This window comes from Chryseobacterium amylolyticum (assembly GCF_051011775.1).
Lineage (GTDB): Bacteria > Bacteroidota > Bacteroidia > Flavobacteriales > Weeksellaceae > Chryseobacterium.
The window spans coordinates 15,128-29,192 of sequence record NZ_JBPCHX010000011.1 but is presented as its reverse complement, the minus strand read 5'-3'; the positions used below and the strand labels follow the sequence as shown (position 1 = coordinate 29,192).

The window sequence follows — 14,065 nt, the reverse complement described above, 5'->3', positions numbered from 1 at the left end:
TTGTGTTTTTTTCCGGCCGGTTTCTTCGAAACCGGCCGGCTTTGTTTTCATAGTAAGCAAAAAAAATCCGGCGGGATGGAACATCCCGCCGGATTTTTTATATTTTATAACTTGATTATATTGTCAATCCCAGTTTCTCAGCTTCAGCTATCACAAACTTAGTAGCTTCTTCCTTTTCATTGGGAATTTCACCCTCCAGAATGGCTTCTTTTACTTTTTCCTTTAAAATACCGATTTCACGGCCCGGCTTAAGATTGAACATTTCCATAATCTCTTCACCGGTAATAGGCGGCTGGAAGTTTCTTACCTGATCCTTTTCTTCCACTTCTTTGATTTTTACCGCTACATATTCAAAGTTTTTTTTGAACTTCTCCTGTTTCCTGGAGTTTTTTGTGGTAATATCTGCCTTGCAAAGGGTGAAAAGATCTTCCAGATTTTCTCCGGCATCAAATAAAAGTCTTCTTAAAGCAGAATCTGAGGCGTCATCAGTGATCAGAGCAATGGGCCTTGACGAAAGCTTTACCATTTTCTGAACATATTTCATGTCACTTCCCAAAGGCAGTTTCAATCTTTGGAAAAGTGTTTTAACCATTTTTGAGCCTAAAAACTCATGTCCATGGAATGTCCATCCCGTTCCTTCCACAAATTTTTTGGTTGGAGCTTTTCCAATATCATGAAGCAGGGCAGCCCAACGCAGCCAAAGGTTATCTGTATTCACGGAAATATTGTCTACTACTTCCAATGTATGGTAAAAGTTATCCTTATGTGTTTGCCCTTCCACTTCTTCCACACCCTTCAGTTCAATCAGTTCAGGAATAATCAGCTTTAAAAGGCCGGTTTGTTCCATTAATCTAAGACCAACAGAAGGTTTTTCGGAAAGCATGATCTTGTTGAATTCTACCATGATCCTCTCCATAGAAACAATCTTGATTCTTTCCGCTTCCTGCTGGATAGCTTGCAGGGAGTTTTCCTCAATTTTAAAATGTAAAGTAGAAGCAAAACGTACCGCTCTCATCATCCTTAAAGGATCATCAGAATAAGTCTGGGCAGGTTCCAGCGGAGTCCTTAAAATTCCTTTTTCAAGATCATCAATTCCATTAAAAGGGTCGATCAGTTCTCCGAAATTATTTTTGTTTAAAGAGATAGCCATCGCATTGATCGTAAAATCTCTTCTCTTCTGGTCATCCTCCAGACTTCCACCCTCTACTTCAGGCTTGCGGCTGTTTTCTGTATAACTTTCCTTTCTTGCCCCTACAAATTCAAGCTCAAGCTCTTTATATTTAATCATGGCTGTTCCGTAAGTCTTGAATACGGAAACCTTCAATTTCGGATCTATATCCTGAGCTACATTCTGGGCAAGCTCAATACCGCTTTGCTCCGTTACAAAATCTATATCTGTAGAAGCTTTTCTGTTCATCAGAAGGTCACGCACATAACCGCCTACAATGTATACGGACTGGTTATTCCTTTCTGCTGCTTCAGAAATGATTTTAAAAAGTTTTAAATTCTTATTTTGATTAAGATTGATTTTCATTGTTAATAACAGTGTCAATTTCTACCGGTGTCACCCATTAATCATAATGAGCATACATTCTACTAATTTTTCCATCTTCATTAAAAAACATGACTTCCACAGCATGTTTATCCATAATCGACTTATAAAATAATGCTACCGAATCTACTCCCGCCGTGGAATGGATCAGATCAAAATGAAGGTCCGGAAATTTATCCAGTGCCTTTCTCCAGTATTCACGGACAGCTTCTTTTCCTTTTAAAGAACTTTCTTTGCCGCCTGTAGCCATAGCAATCATGGGAGTGGTGATCTCAATGTCATCCGCGTAATGGGACAGAATATCCTCTAAATTGTGAGAATTCCAAATATTGACCCACGTTTGAGCAAATTTTTGATGATCCATAGCAAATAGTTTATGAGTTGAGTTTGCAAAGATAGAATTAAAAAAGAAATCCTGCCAGGATGAACTGACAAGACTCTAAAAATAAACAGGTAATTTCAGAATAGTTATTCTCTCAGAACTTTTATCCTGTTGTCATTCCATATTTTGATTACCGAAGAACCCGAATATTTTGAAACCTTTTCTCTGTCTTCCTCTACAGCATAATCTACAAGGTCTATCATTTTCTGAGAAATATCAGAAAATTTCAATGGACTTTTCTCACCACTGAAGTTGGCTGAAGTAGATACCAAAGGTCTGTTTAATTTTGTAATCAGTTTTTTGCAGAAATCATTTTTTACAAGACGGATTCCGATACTTCCGTCTTCAGCAAGAAGCTCTTTAGGCAAGCCTCTTGGGTTTTCATAAACAATGGTTACCGGCTTTTCGCTGAGATCAATAATTTCCCATGCCATTTCAGGGACGTCTACCAGGTCCTGAAGTCTCTTCTCAGATTCCACAAGGATGATCATGGATTTATTCTTTTCACGCTTTTTGATTTCAAAAATTTTATTGACTGCTTCTATATTGGTAGCATCACAACCAATCCCCCAAATGGTATCAGTAGGGTAAAGAATCGTTCCGCCGGATTTTAATATTTCGATAATATGTTCCATAATTGTAAGTGAATTCAAAGAGTGGATAAAGGTAGAAAATCTGTGAGTTTTGGGCAAAAAAACAGGGTATGAATGTGGCTATGCTGTTAGGTTTGGCTGAAGCCAATGGAATTATATATAATATGAAAACGGGCTAAAGCCCGTTCCTATTGATATTTTTATAACATAATTAAATAAGGTTAAATCAATGAATTGTTATTCAATAGAAATGGGCTTTAGCCCATTTAAACAATAGACATAAATCATTTGGCTTTAGCCAAAACCTGTCACTTTTCAACAAATTCTTTATACTCTTCAGTAAAGCTTTTTTTCTGATGATGCTTTTCCTGATTTTTAATATAATTTCTTACGGTATCCACCATAGATTCGGAAACTGAGACTGCAAAATATTCATCCTGCCATGAAAATTTTCCTGCGGCAAGCTTATTTTTATTGATCCAATGAGATGATTCTCCTTTTATTAATTGTACGATTTTTTCAATATTTTGATCAGATCCCAGAGAAATAAGACAATGACAATGGTCTGAATATCCATTAACCATGTCTAAAAATATACCTTTTTCTGTAGCATATTCTTTAATATGTTTCCAGACCTTAAGACGTATGTCGAATGTATTGAGAAACGGATCTCTGTTTTTTGTAGAGAAAACAAGATGAATATAAATTTTGATAAAAGCCATTTGTGTTGTTTTATCAAAAATATTATTTTTTTCAATAAGTCAATAAGTTTTGGCTGAAGCCAATAGAATAAGGAAAACGGGCTAAAGCCCGTTCCTATTGATGTCTTTATTACGATTAAAGTAGATCAAATAAATATATAATGTCAATTTTATTCAATAGAAATGGGCTTTAGCCCATTTAATTCCGGGATAAAAAATCCCCTGGCTTTAGCCGGAACCTAATTCAAATGTATTTTTTAATTTCTTTCTACATCCATCCCAATTTCGACAAATACCTTTCCTCAATAATACTCAGGTGATGGTAATTGTGTCCCACGATCAGTTTTCCGATGGTTTCCACAGAAATTTCGTGGCCATTGGCAATACCTGTATTTTGTAAGGCAGAAGGATGAAGGGTTTCTAAAAGAATCTGTGAAGACTTTCTTACCAGCTTATATTCTTCTAAAAGAGATTCCAGGCTTCTTTCGTCTGCAAAAGACTGATCAGCGTATTGATTTTCATCAAATCCCGGGAGGTTGTTTTTTTCTCCTCTGGCGAATGCTAATATTCTGTATTGGAAAACTCTTTCGGTATCCGATAAATGGAGCAGAAGACCTTTTAAAGTCCATTTTCCTTCTGCATAAGCGAAAGTAGACTGTTCTTCAGTAAGATTGGAATAAATTCCGATGGTTTTGTCTGCTGATAGCTGCAGCTCTTTGATCCAGTCTCCTGATGGAATCTGATCTAAATATCTTTGGATGTATTTTTGAAATTCGGTCATATTATTTTTTTGTTTTTATACATTATTTTGAGGTGCGTGATTCGCGTTCCGGTATTCGGAGTAGATGGTTCATAAAGAATGAATACTTTTTAACTATACATTTTACAAAAATTACTCATTAACTACTGCTCATTACTCACGATTCGTCCATTCATAGAAATTCACGGAATCATAAAGCTCAAAGCCGCATGCGGGGTAAAGCTGGTTTCCGATATCATTGCTTTTTCCTGTTTCCAGAAGGATACCGCACGCTTTTGAGGAGCGGCATAATTCTTTGGAAGCTTCAATCAGTTCTTTGGAATGGCCTTTACCTCTGTGATTTTCATTCACGTAAAGATCATTCAGCAGCCAGTAGCGCTGCATTCTTGTAGATGAAAATATAGGATATAATTTTACAAAACCTGTCAGTTTACCATTTTCTTCTGCAACGAAAATTTCTGAATCTTTGTTTTCAAGCCTTTCCCGAAGAAAGTTTGCTGCTGCAGGAATATCTGAGGACTTATGATAAAATACCCTGTACTGATCAAATAGTTCTGCGAGTTGTGGTAAGTCGGAAACAACTGCTTTTCTTGAGTTTTTCATATATCAGTTGGTGTTATAATAAAATGAGAAGGATTATCAAAATCCTTCTCATTGAGTGTATCGTATGTTAAGAAAAAGCTCTCTCAAGATCTGCAATAAGATCTTCAGCATCTTCAATACCTACGCTTAAACGTACCAGGTCATCTGTGATCCCGAGTTCAGCACGTTTTTCAGCAGGAATAGAAGCGTGAGTCATTAAAGCAGGGTGGTTAGCTAAAGATTCTACTCCTCCTAAAGATTCTGCTAAAGTGAAAACCTTTACCTTTTCTAAGAATTTAATCGCATCTTCTTTTTTTCCGGATTTGAAAGTGAATGAAACCATTCCTCCCGATTCTTTCATCTGAGATTTTGCCAGCTCATATTGAGGGTGAGATTCCAATCCTGGATAGATTACTTTATCAACCGCCGGATGTGTTTCAAGGTATTTTGCCACAGCAAGACCATTGTCTGAATGTCTCTGCATTCTTAGTGCCAGTGTTTTGATTCCTCTCAATACAAGGTAAGAATCGTGAGGACCTAAAATACCACCGCTTGCAAACTGAATAAAGTGAAGTTTTTCTCCTAATTCAGCATCTTTAGCAATAAGGGCCCCGGCAATAACATCAGAGTGACCTCCTAAATATTTGGTTGCAGAATGCATTACAATATCAGCACCCAAATCAATCGGTCTCTGGATATAAGGTGTAGCAAAAGTATTATCCACTGCCACTAAAATATCTTTTCCTTTTGCAATTTCCACTACAGCTTTGATGTCTACCAGTTTCATCAATGGGTTCGTTGGAGTTTCTACCCAGATCAGTTTTGTTTTATCTGTAATAACATCTGCTATTTTAGAAACATCATCAAAATTCACGAAAGTAAACTTCAGCTGATATTTTTCGAAAAGTCTGGTGAACATTCTGTACGTACCGCCGTAAAGATCATCTACAGCAATGACTTCATCACCGGGATTTAATAATTTTAAAACACAGTCGATGGCTGCAAGACCGGAACCGAAAGCTAAACCTCTCGCTCCGTTTTCAATACTTGCCAGAGAGTCTTCCAATGCCTGTCTTGTGGGGTTGGCGGCTCTTGAATATTCATATCCCGAATGTACTCCCGGGCTTTTCTGTGCAAACGTAGAAGTCAGAAATACAGGTACATTTACAGAACCTGTTGCAGACTCATGGTGCTGCCCTCCGTGAATTACTTTTGTATTAAAATTCATAATATTTTATAATTTATCAATCTGAATAATCTAATAGTGTACCAATATTTTTCTATTTAAAGATTGTTATATTGTTACACTAATACATTGTTACATTGAATGTGTTACATTTTACTTGATAGCGGATTTCACAGCAAATTCTTCTGCAATTTCTTCCATCCACTGTGCTACATCCTCTTCTCCTGTTGCTCTCTGATAGGTGTTTCCTAAAGATATTAAAATCTGATGGATAAACATCTTCATCTGGTCTACAGGCATTTCTTTGGTCCAGAGATCAATTCTTAGCGCTTCTCTTGTTTTATCATCCCATACAGAAATCATGGTTGCTTTGGTATCCTGTTTTTCAATACCGCCATCCTGGGCATTCCATGTAATATTTTCCGGGACATGATTTTCATCAAGCTCTACATCTATCGTAATCTGAGTCTTTCTCATTTTTCTATTTTTTTCTAAATTTTCTTTATTTAAGTTTCGGTTTATAACCGGATTGATTAAAAATTGTGGTGGCATCCATTTTCAGAAAATCCGTCAGCTTTGTTTCAGGCTTTTCTTTAAGGTATGCTTTGCAGATCTGCCATCCTGTAAAAATTCCGATCTGCGGGGAAGATTCATTGTCAATTTCTGTGTAAAATTTCGAGAATGGTCCCGGTGAGATGAAACGTTCTCCCAGTCTCGGGTCATCTCCAAAAATAAGGTTGCTTTCTACAAAATAATTCCAGATGTTGGCTTCGTTGCTGGTTGCCCATTCATATTGTTTCGGGGTATAGTTCATTTTCAGATAATCAGGAACGTCGGGAAGAAAGGCATCCTGGAGAATCATTACTTTCCCGTTCAGAACCATCTGATCAATGAACTTCTGATGATCCGGTGATTCCGTTACAATATTTTCTGCAAAAAGCTGTGATACCTTTGGAACTATATTCTGTGGATTCATAGACTTTTGGAAATACAGTTCCAGCCCTTTATAATTAGGATTTCCATCACCCATAAAACCGGTTACATCTATGAATAAAAGGTTTCCTTTCTCGTCATAAAATATCGGATCCTGAACCATCTGTAAGGCGGATGAAAACAAATATACCTTCGGGTTTTTAAATTTCGGAAAGTAATATTTAATATGTGAAAATAAGCCCTGAAGTTCCTTTTGAAGCTTTGCCTGATCTATTTTTCCGATTGCTTCCTTGTAGATCTTTATCTCTTCAGCATCCGCTCTTCTTTTTCCAAAATCAGCATCAGAAACAGTTCCCTGAAACCATGGAAATTGAGCTTTAAACTGATCCAAAGGAACATTTGGATTATAAAATTCTTTGGAAATATCTGTGATGTCAACTTTTTCAGCCGTTTCTTTTACCTCAACCTTCCATTGATTTTCAGGTTCTTTTTTGCAGGAAATAAGTCCGGCAGCTAAAACAGAAGAAAGCGCAATATATCTAAAAATCTTCATTATTTTTACATGGAATTTAAGTTTACAAAAATAAGGATTAAATACACAATTCATGATGAAAATTAAAATATTTACAGCCCTTTGCCTTATTTTCACGATATCTTTTTTCTATGGGCAAAAGCTTGAATTTAAAGATAAAAACTTTGAAAAAGCAGTACTCGGAAATTTTGATCTGAATAAAAACGGAATACTGGAAGCTTCCGAAGCTGATATGGTTACGAATCTGTTTCTGACTCAGAAAGGAATTACCTCGGCAGAAGATATTCCCCTTTTTAAAAACGTGAAAATGGTTGTTCTGGATGATAATATAATCCCGGATATCACAATCAGTAATCTGGATCAGCTGGAGTTGTTCTCCTGTACAGGATGTAAAATTTCTTCATTCAAAACAGAAAACCTGAAAAATTTAGCCTCATTATATCTGGATAATAATTTTTTGGAAAGTATTTCGCTGGCAGGAATTCCAAAAATTGATCAATTAACCTTATCTTTAAATCAGTTAAAAACAATTGACGTAACCCGGTTTAAAGCACTGAGAAAGCTTAATCTGGAACATAACAGGCTTCAAAAAATTGATATTTCCGGAAACGAGGTCTTGCAAACGCTGAATATAACCGGAAACAAAATAAATGAAACCGATATAAAGAAGGGTGCAAAAACAGATGTTACCATATTCAGAGATGGAGAATAAAACTAATGATTATGAAAATAGAAACAGAACGATTGATTTTAAGGAAGCTGGAAGATGAAGATTTTGAACGCCTATTTCTGCTGGATTCCAATCCTGAGGTCATGAAATATATTGGTGTGCCGGTTTTAACGGATATCAATGAATCAAAAAAGATCATCAGTATGATTCAGAAACAATATGAGGAAAATGGAGTAGGGAGATTGGGTGTTGTAGAAAAAGAAAGCGGCCTTCTGATAGGATGGAGCGGATTGAAACTGCTTACCCATGAAACCAACGGTTATAAAAATGTACTGGAACTGGGATATCGTTTTCTTCCTGAATCATGGGGAAAAGGTTATGCCATGGAATCTGGAAAAGCTTCTCTTGATTATGGTTTTAATGACTTAAATGCAGATGTTATTTATGCTTATGCTCATTCCGGACATGACGCTTCCAATCATATTCTAAGAAAATTAGGCTTTGAAAAAACCGGAACGTTTGAGGAGCCGGATGGAATTTGTTTCTGGTATGAGCTGAAGCGTGAAAATTACAGTAAAAAATGATAACAATAAGACAGGAAGAAAAAAAAGACCATCAACAGGTCTTTCAATTGACAGAAGAGGCTTTCAGGGAAATGGAACACAGTGATCATCAGGAGCAGTTTCTGGTAGAAAAGCTGAGGAAATCAGAAGCCTTTATCCCGGAATTATCATTAGTGGCAGAAGATGAAAACGGTAAAATCGCCGGGCATATTCTGTTCACAAAAATAAAGATTGTCAACAATTCAGAATCCTTTGATTCACTTGCTCTGGCTCCTGTTTCAGTGAAGCCGGAATTTCAGAATCGGGGGCTTGGAGGAAAACTGATTCTGGAAGGACATCGTATTGCCAAAGAATTGGGATATGAATCTGTAATCCTGATCGGACATGAAAATTATTATCCGCGTTTTGGTTACAAAAAAACAAGTAATTTTGGCATTTCTTTTCCATTCGATATTCCGGAAGAAAACGGAATGGCTGTAGAATTGGTAAAAGACGGATTAAAGAATAAAAAAGGAGTGGTGAAATACCCGCAGGAATTTGGAATAGACTAAAAAATATAAAAGATGCAGACACAAAAAGTGATAGATCATATTGTAAGCTGGTTAAAAGATTACGCTACAAAAGCAAAAGTAAACGGATATGTAATTGGAGTTTCCGGAGGAGTAGATTCCGGAGTGGTTTCTACACTGGCGGCAATGACCGGTTTGAAAACTTTATTGATAGAAATGCCGATCCGCCAGAAAGCAGATCAGGTAGGCCGTGCAAAAGATCATATGAATGATCTTAAATCAAGATTTCCTAACGTAGAAACTATGTCTGTAGATCTGACGCCTGCTTTTGAGGAGCTTTATAAAACATTCGATGTAAAAGATGATCTGTACCCTAATGAAAAACTTGCTTTTGCCAACACAAGAGCACGTCTCAGAATGCTTACACTGTATTATTATGGCCAGCTGAACGGACTTCTTGTTTGTGGAACAGGAAACAAAGTAGAAGATTTCGGAATTGGTTTTTATACAAAATACGGAGATGGCGGAGTAGATGTATCCCCAATTGCGGATCTTTATAAAACTGAAGTGTATGAATTGGCCAGAGGATTAAATCTTATCAAAAGCATCCAGGAAGCAATTCCTACCGATGGACTTTGGGATGTGGACAGAACGGATGAACAGCAGATTGGTGCTACCTATCCGGAACTGGAGAAAATCCAGAAAGAATACGGAACCAAAACGGCTGATGATTACGAAGGAAGAGATAGGGAAGTTTTCCAGATCTTCGACAGAATGCATAAGGCTGCGAAGCATAAAATGGATCCTATTCCGGTTTGTGATATTCCTGAAGAATGGAGAGCATAGAAATGAATTACATTAAATAACAGCTATGAACGGAAAAATAAGATCTGTATTTTTTATCTGTCTGGGACTTCTTTTCGGAATGTCCGTAATGTATGTCTACAGGAACTTTATTGAAGATAAAAGAGATCAGTCAGATTCTGTAAAAAAAGAAACAGTGCATTACGGAAGTACTTCTTCAGATGGAAATCCCACAGCTCAGGTTTCTATAGATCAGCTTACAGAAGAAAAAACGGTGATCAGCTATGTAAAACAAAATCACAAGCTTCCGGACTATTATATCACTAAAAATGAAGCCAGAAAACAGGGCTGGAATCCTTCCAAAGGAAATCTTTGCGATGTGCTTCCCGGAAAAGCTATTGGCGGAGATCATTTCGGAAACAGGGAAGGACGGCTGCCGGACGGAGAGAAGTACTTTGAAGCAGATGTAAATTATCATTGCGGCGGAAGAAATGCAGACCGTATTATCTATACCCGGAATGGAGATGTGTACCTTACTAAAAACCATTATAAGAGTTTTGAAAAACAGTAATGTGTAAATAGCATAAGGTCATTGCGAGGAACAAAGTGACGAAGCAATCTCTAAAATAACCACAGATGAAAGCAGGTTTTGTCTACATTATGACGAATAAAAATCATACTATTCTTTACACAGGAGTAACTTCAAATCTGCCCAAACGTGTTCAACAGCATAAAGATCATATTATTCTCAAAGCTTTACTTCAAGATATAATTTGTATATACTGGTGTATTGGGAATCCTTTCAGGAAATAGGTGAGGCTATATTTAGAGAAAAACAAATAAAAGCAGGTTCCAGGCAAAAAAAACTGGATTTAATCAATAGTATAAACCCTGATTGGAAAGATCTTACGGACGATGTGGGAAATATTATGGATGTTTTCTGAGATGGCTTCGTCGCAGACCTCCTCGCAATGATCAGTATAATTTGTATTTAAATAATGATAAGTAGTAATTTTGAAAAATAAAAGTATTGTATGAAGCAGTTCTGAAAAGATTTTGTAAAAAATACAAACGTTAAAAATTGGAAATTTAGTTCAATATGAAGACAATATATATAGATTTTACAGACATAGGTGATTATGAAGATTTTTACACCCAGCTTAAGGAAAAAATTCAGCTTCCTGAGCATTTTGGGGATAATCTTGATGCCCTTTTTGATACCATCACCGGAGATATGGAAATGCCGCTCCATTTAGAATTCGTCAACATGACTGTAGATCAGCTTGAGATTTTTGAAGACTTGCTGACTACCCTGGAAGATGCCGAAGAAGAAGTGGAAGATTTTAGTTTCAGCTATTATCTGGAGCAATACGAAGACGAAGATGATGATGTAGAATCTGAAGAAGAATAAAAAAGAAAGGCTGTTCCGATACAGGAGACAGCCTTTTTTATGCTGACCCTTATTCTGTAGTATTCAAATCTTTATTCTTTACCATACAAACCTAGCAGGTTTCCAAAACCTGTTAGGTTTTTTATCTTACAAAAACGTAGAATCAAAATAAAAAGGAAGAAGATCTTTCACTGCATGCACTTTTACAACCTCTTCATTCATGCTTGAAAAATAAAGGTCGATATTTTCATTCTGCTTGGTTTCGTACTCAATTAAACTCTGGCGGCATGCTCCACAAGGAGGAATCGGAGGGTTTTTCTCATGAAACTCTTTCGGACCTCCCACTACAAAAATCTTTTTTATTTTCACATTCGGAAAGTTGGCAGCTACCCAGAATAGAGTCGTTCTTTCTGCGCAGAGTCCGGAAGGATAAGCTGCATTCTCCTGGTTGTTTCCAGAGTAGATTTCTCCGTTTTCCAGTAATACGGAACATCCTACCAAAAACTGGGAGTAAGGTGCGTAAGCATTTTCGCGGGCTTCCTTGGCTCTTTCAAATAATGTATTTTCTATATCACTCAGTTCACTGCTATTTTTAAAATATTCGTAACTGATCTGTATGTCTTTTTTCATATATTGTCAACTAAAAAAGGGGGGTAAAATTAGTTCTTTTTAATGAAGTGGGCAATATTTTATTCTTCCCGTAAAAGTTCAATTTTTTAAGACTAAAAATGTTATACACACCAATAAAATTCAGAAATGTTGAGTTGAAAAACAGATGGGTAATGTCACCTATGTGTATGTATTCATGTGAGAACGGAGAGGCCAATGACTTTCATTTTGTACACTACGGAAGCAGATCACAGGGTGGTACAGGTCTGCTGATTGTAGAAGCAACAGGAGTGGAACCCAGAGGAAGAATTACCCATCACTGTATGGGAATCTGGAATGATGAACAGGCAGAAAAACTGCAGAGAATCGTAGAGTTTGTTCATAAAAACTCCGAAAGTAAAATAGGAATCCAGCTGGCTCATGCCGGAAGAAAAGGCTCAACATGGAATAACATGCAGATTTCCATAGAAGAAGGCTGGGAAACGGTTGCACCAAGTCCCATTCCTTACCACCCTACAGAAAGAATTCCGCATGCACTCACTACGGATGAGATAAAAGAGCAGGTTCAGAATTTTAAAAAAGCTGCAAGAAGAGCTGTAGAAGCTGGTTTCGATGTTATTGAAATTCATGGAGCACACGGATATCTGATTCATCAGTTTTTATCACCGCTTTCCAATATCAGAACAGATGAATACGGAGGAAGTTTTGAGAACAGGATCCGGTTTCTGATTGAAATTGTAGATGCTGTTAATGAAGAATTAAATGAAAATACAGCCCTGTTTGTGAGAATTTCAGGAACAGAATATGCTGAAAACGGCTGGGATATCCAGAGCAGTGTAGCGCTGGCAAAAATTTTAAAAGAACATGCTGTAGATCTTGTTGATGTATCCAGTGGCGGCAATATCCATGGGGCAAAAATTCCCGTTTTTGATGGCTATCAGGTTCCTTTTTCATCACAGGTAAGAAATGAAGCCGGAGTGAACACCGGAGCGGTAGGTTTAATTACCGGAATAGAGCAGGCTGAAGAAATTCTTCAGAAAGGGGATGCGGATCTGATTTTTGTGGCAAGAGAAATTCTGAGGAATCCTTATATTGCTGTTCAGGGATCTTTTGAAATGAAGGAACATTGTTTCTTTCCTCATCAGTACACCAGAGCCAAAATCTCTTCTTAGTTCCCGGATAACCTTCAAAGCAACAGGAATGGATATTGAAGATTTCATGCTTACCTGCCCCAGTAAAAGATTCCTTGGTGTGGAATGCCTGGGATGCGGCGCACAGAGAGCAATCGTATTGGTATGTGAAGGGAAATTTGCTGAAGCTTTTCAAATGTATCCTGCTGTATATACCTTATTGTTGTTTTTTCTTACGCTGGGTTTGAGTTTCATCGATAAAAAAAGAAAATATAGTAATATTTTAATGATTTTGGTTGTAATTAATCTTATTATTATGATCATTGGCTACATCTATAAACATTATTAATTAAAACAGGAATGGTGTAAGTGTTTGATTTAAATGGGAAATATAGTATGTGTCTTATTTGTATTTTGATTTAAATAGGATTATTTAGAAAAATTTAAATGAAAAATAAAATTTATTAGTTTAAAATTCTTGCTTTATTTTGTTGTGCTGAATTTTAGAAATGTCGTAGAACTACTACAATTTATGAATCAGTGCCCCAAAAACTTTTTAAATTAGAACATGAAGTCTATCTTTGTTACCTAAATCCTATATCAGGAATCAGTCGTTAATGATTAAAATTTAAGAATATGGCAGGAAATTCAAGAGGAATCTTAAAATTCAATGGAGGTGAAGGTCAGAAGTTATTAAAGCTTAACTATAGCGTATCGAGATCTACAGACGTTTCAGGACGTGTGGCATCTGACCCGTCAAACGCATTGATCAAAGTAACAATTGAAGCAACAGAGAAATCTGATGTTTTAGAAAGTTTATTAAACAGCAAATATAAACCTACAAGCGGAGAAATCAACTTTAACAAATCTCACGAAGAAGGGACATTAATCTCTTTGAAATGGGAAAACGGATATGTTATTCAGCATGAAGTAGACTTCGATGCTATTGACAGCAACAATATGCTGATCAGTTTTGTAGTAAGTGCTGAAAGCATCACATATGGAAATTCATCTTATGATGGGCTTTGGCCAATGAGCTAAGTCTTTCATGAGCCGTAAATAAAAGACTGTCCCTAATAAGACGGTCTTTTTTTACCTTAGACTATATTCTACGGGATCTTTTGTTTATATTTTTAAACTCCCGTTCTGCTGGATAATCGTTTAGAAAG

The 14,065-nt window shown here is 36.7% G+C and carries 20 protein-coding genes; 10 read left to right on the top strand and 10 right to left on the bottom strand.

Features of this window, described 5'->3' with window-relative positions; translation table 11 throughout:
• Positions 1 to 115: 115 nt before the first annotated feature.
• From ACR1PO_RS22125 to gldB, 9 genes are all read right to left on the bottom strand, one after another.
• Positions 116 to 1,534 carry a CCA tRNA nucleotidyltransferase gene (locus ACR1PO_RS22125; protein WP_433988193.1) on the bottom strand — a complete coding sequence of 473 codons (1,419 nt, stop codon included), beginning with the start codon at positions 1,532 to 1,534 and terminating at the stop codon, positions 116 to 118.
• Between the two features lie 37 nt (positions 1,535 to 1,571).
• On the bottom strand, positions 1,572 to 1,916 hold the full coding sequence (locus ACR1PO_RS22120) for a nuclear transport factor 2 family protein (protein WP_332385194.1): 345 nt from the start codon (positions 1,914 to 1,916) through the stop codon (positions 1,572 to 1,574).
• 104 nt (positions 1,917 to 2,020) lie between these two features.
• Complete coding sequence (locus tag ACR1PO_RS22115) at positions 2,021 to 2,569, bottom strand: L-threonylcarbamoyladenylate synthase (protein WP_433988192.1); 549 nt, start codon at positions 2,567 to 2,569, stop codon at positions 2,021 to 2,023.
• 266 nt (positions 2,570 to 2,835) lie between these two features.
• Positions 2,836 to 3,249 carry an IS200/IS605 family transposase gene (tnpA, locus tag ACR1PO_RS22110; RefSeq protein WP_433988191.1) on the bottom strand — a complete coding sequence of 138 codons (414 nt, stop codon included), beginning with the start codon at positions 3,247 to 3,249 and terminating at the stop codon, positions 2,836 to 2,838.
• A gap of 247 nt (positions 3,250 to 3,496) precedes the next feature.
• Positions 3,497 to 4,009: a DinB family protein gene (locus ACR1PO_RS22105; RefSeq protein ID WP_433988190.1), complete on the bottom strand. Its 513-nt coding sequence runs from the start codon at positions 4,007 to 4,009 to the stop codon at positions 3,497 to 3,499.
• A 132-nt stretch (positions 4,010 to 4,141) separates the two neighbouring features.
• Entirely contained in the window at positions 4,142 to 4,591 is a 450-nt protein-coding gene (locus ACR1PO_RS22100; protein WP_433988189.1) for a GNAT family N-acetyltransferase, read from the bottom strand.
• A gap of 67 nt (positions 4,592 to 4,658) precedes the next feature.
• Complete coding sequence (locus ACR1PO_RS22095; RefSeq protein WP_374464911.1) at positions 4,659 to 5,798, bottom strand: cystathionine gamma-synthase; 1,140 nt, start codon at positions 5,796 to 5,798, stop codon at positions 4,659 to 4,661.
• A gap of 111 nt (positions 5,799 to 5,909) precedes the next feature.
• Positions 5,910 to 6,233, bottom strand: coding sequence for a gliding motility protein GldC (gldC, locus tag ACR1PO_RS22090; RefSeq protein WP_002977443.1), 324 nt, complete (start codon positions 6,231 to 6,233; stop codon positions 5,910 to 5,912).
• A 25-nt stretch (positions 6,234 to 6,258) separates the two neighbouring features.
• Positions 6,259 to 7,242, bottom strand: a complete 984-nt coding sequence (gene gldB / locus ACR1PO_RS22085) for a gliding motility lipoprotein GldB (RefSeq protein WP_332385199.1) — start codon at positions 7,240 to 7,242, stop codon at positions 6,259 to 6,261.
• Positions 7,243 to 7,294: 52 nt separating this feature from the next.
• Here gldB and ACR1PO_RS22080 point away from each other — a divergent pair, with 52 nt between their 5' ends.
• From ACR1PO_RS22080 to ACR1PO_RS22050, 7 genes are all read left to right on the top strand, one after another.
• Positions 7,295 to 7,933, top strand: a complete 639-nt coding sequence (locus ACR1PO_RS22080; protein WP_433988188.1) for a leucine-rich repeat domain-containing protein — start codon at positions 7,295 to 7,297, stop codon at positions 7,931 to 7,933.
• Positions 7,934 to 7,944: 11 nt separating this feature from the next.
• Positions 7,945 to 8,475 (top strand): GNAT family N-acetyltransferase, encoded by a 531-nt coding sequence (locus ACR1PO_RS22075; RefSeq protein ID WP_332385201.1) that lies wholly within the window; start codon positions 7,945 to 7,947, stop codon positions 8,473 to 8,475.
• Positions 8,472 to 9,005 carry a GNAT family N-acetyltransferase gene (locus tag ACR1PO_RS22070; RefSeq protein WP_433988187.1) on the top strand — a complete coding sequence of 178 codons (534 nt, stop codon included), beginning with the start codon at positions 8,472 to 8,474 and terminating at the stop codon, positions 9,003 to 9,005. The genes ACR1PO_RS22075 and ACR1PO_RS22070 overlap by 4 nt, the downstream gene beginning before the upstream one ends.
• A gap of 12 nt (positions 9,006 to 9,017) precedes the next feature.
• Complete coding sequence (gene nadE, locus ACR1PO_RS22065; protein ID WP_332385203.1) at positions 9,018 to 9,809, top strand: NAD(+) synthase; 792 nt, start codon at positions 9,018 to 9,020, stop codon at positions 9,807 to 9,809.
• Between the two features lie 25 nt (positions 9,810 to 9,834).
• Positions 9,835 to 10,338, top strand: a complete 504-nt coding sequence (locus ACR1PO_RS22060) for a ribonuclease domain-containing protein (RefSeq protein ID WP_332385204.1) — start codon at positions 9,835 to 9,837, stop codon at positions 10,336 to 10,338.
• 65 nt (positions 10,339 to 10,403) lie between these two features.
• Complete coding sequence (locus ACR1PO_RS22055; protein ID WP_433988186.1) at positions 10,404 to 10,580, top strand: GIY-YIG nuclease family protein; 177 nt, start codon at positions 10,404 to 10,406, stop codon at positions 10,578 to 10,580.
• Between the two features lie 286 nt (positions 10,581 to 10,866).
• Positions 10,867 to 11,178 carry a barstar family protein gene (locus tag ACR1PO_RS22050; RefSeq protein ID WP_433988185.1) on the top strand — a complete coding sequence of 104 codons (312 nt, stop codon included), beginning with the start codon at positions 10,867 to 10,869 and terminating at the stop codon, positions 11,176 to 11,178.
• Positions 11,179 to 11,304: 126 nt separating this feature from the next.
• On the opposite strand, the gene ACR1PO_RS22045 is transcribed toward ACR1PO_RS22050, so the two are convergent.
• Positions 11,305 to 11,787 carry a cytidine deaminase gene (locus ACR1PO_RS22045; RefSeq protein WP_332385206.1) on the bottom strand — a complete coding sequence of 161 codons (483 nt, stop codon included), beginning with the start codon at positions 11,785 to 11,787 and terminating at the stop codon, positions 11,305 to 11,307.
• Positions 11,788 to 11,885: 98 nt separating this feature from the next.
• Here ACR1PO_RS22045 and namA point away from each other — a divergent pair, with 98 nt between their 5' ends.
• The 3 genes from namA to tssD all read left to right on the top strand — a co-directional run bounded on the left by namA (position 11,886) and on the right by tssD (position 13,937).
• Positions 11,886 to 12,938 (top strand): NADPH dehydrogenase NamA, encoded by a 1,053-nt coding sequence (gene namA, locus ACR1PO_RS22040; RefSeq protein WP_332385207.1) that lies wholly within the window; start codon positions 11,886 to 11,888, stop codon positions 12,936 to 12,938.
• A gap of 28 nt (positions 12,939 to 12,966) precedes the next feature.
• Entirely contained in the window at positions 12,967 to 13,245 is a 279-nt protein-coding gene (locus tag ACR1PO_RS22035; RefSeq protein ID WP_332385208.1) for a DUF2752 domain-containing protein, read from the top strand.
• Between the two features lie 287 nt (positions 13,246 to 13,532).
• The gene (gene tssD / locus ACR1PO_RS22030) at positions 13,533 to 13,937 is read left to right on the top strand and encodes a type VI secretion system tube protein TssD (protein WP_002977458.1); all 405 of its coding nucleotides are present in this window, start codon (positions 13,533 to 13,535) and stop codon (positions 13,935 to 13,937) included.
• The last annotated feature ends 128 nt before the right edge of the window (positions 13,938 to 14,065 follow it).

What these genes read in the sequence shown, in the direction of transcription:
- ACR1PO_RS22125 (WP_433988193.1), bottom strand. Translation starts at nt 1,534, where the DNA reads ATGAAAATCAATCTTAATCAAAATAAGAATTTAAAACTTTTTAAAATC.
- ACR1PO_RS22120 (WP_332385194.1), bottom strand. Translation starts at nt 1,916, where the DNA reads ATGGATCATCAAAAATTTGCTCAAACGTGGGTCAATATTTGGAATTCT.
- ACR1PO_RS22115 (WP_433988192.1), bottom strand. Translation starts at nt 2,569, where the DNA reads ATGGAACATATTATCGAAATATTAAAATCCGGCGGAACGATTCTTTAC.
- tnpA (WP_433988191.1), bottom strand. Translation starts at nt 3,249, where the DNA reads ATGGCTTTTATCAAAATTTATATTCATCTTGTTTTCTCTACAAAAAAC.
- ACR1PO_RS22105 (WP_433988190.1), bottom strand. Translation starts at nt 4,009, where the DNA reads ATGACCGAATTTCAAAAATACATCCAAAGATATTTAGATCAGATTCCA.
- ACR1PO_RS22100 (WP_433988189.1), bottom strand. Translation starts at nt 4,591, where the DNA reads ATGAAAAACTCAAGAAAAGCAGTTGTTTCCGACTTACCACAACTCGCA.
- ACR1PO_RS22095 (WP_374464911.1), bottom strand. Translation starts at nt 5,798, where the DNA reads ATGAATTTTAATACAAAAGTAATTCACGGAGGGCAGCACCATGAGTCT.
- gldC (WP_002977443.1), bottom strand. Translation starts at nt 6,233, where the DNA reads ATGAGAAAGACTCAGATTACGATAGATGTAGAGCTTGATGAAAATCAT.
- gldB (WP_332385199.1), bottom strand. Translation starts at nt 7,242, where the DNA reads ATGAAGATTTTTAGATATATTGCGCTTTCTTCTGTTTTAGCTGCCGGA.
- ACR1PO_RS22080 (WP_433988188.1), top strand. Translation starts at nt 7,295, where the DNA reads ATGATGAAAATTAAAATATTTACAGCCCTTTGCCTTATTTTCACGATA.
- ACR1PO_RS22075 (WP_332385201.1), top strand. Translation starts at nt 7,945, where the DNA reads ATGAAAATAGAAACAGAACGATTGATTTTAAGGAAGCTGGAAGATGAA.
- ACR1PO_RS22070 (WP_433988187.1), top strand. Translation starts at nt 8,472, where the DNA reads ATGATAACAATAAGACAGGAAGAAAAAAAAGACCATCAACAGGTCTTT.
- nadE (WP_332385203.1), top strand. Translation starts at nt 9,018, where the DNA reads ATGCAGACACAAAAAGTGATAGATCATATTGTAAGCTGGTTAAAAGAT.
- ACR1PO_RS22060 (WP_332385204.1), top strand. Translation starts at nt 9,835, where the DNA reads ATGAACGGAAAAATAAGATCTGTATTTTTTATCTGTCTGGGACTTCTT.
- ACR1PO_RS22055 (WP_433988186.1), top strand. Translation starts at nt 10,404, where the DNA reads ATGAAAGCAGGTTTTGTCTACATTATGACGAATAAAAATCATACTATT.
- ACR1PO_RS22050 (WP_433988185.1), top strand. Translation starts at nt 10,867, where the DNA reads ATGAAGACAATATATATAGATTTTACAGACATAGGTGATTATGAAGAT.
- ACR1PO_RS22045 (WP_332385206.1), bottom strand. Translation starts at nt 11,787, where the DNA reads ATGAAAAAAGACATACAGATCAGTTACGAATATTTTAAAAATAGCAGT.
- namA (WP_332385207.1), top strand. Translation starts at nt 11,886, where the DNA reads ATGTTATACACACCAATAAAATTCAGAAATGTTGAGTTGAAAAACAGA.
- ACR1PO_RS22035 (WP_332385208.1), top strand. Translation starts at nt 12,967, where the DNA reads ATGGATATTGAAGATTTCATGCTTACCTGCCCCAGTAAAAGATTCCTT.
- tssD (WP_002977458.1), top strand. Translation starts at nt 13,533, where the DNA reads ATGGCAGGAAATTCAAGAGGAATCTTAAAATTCAATGGAGGTGAAGGT.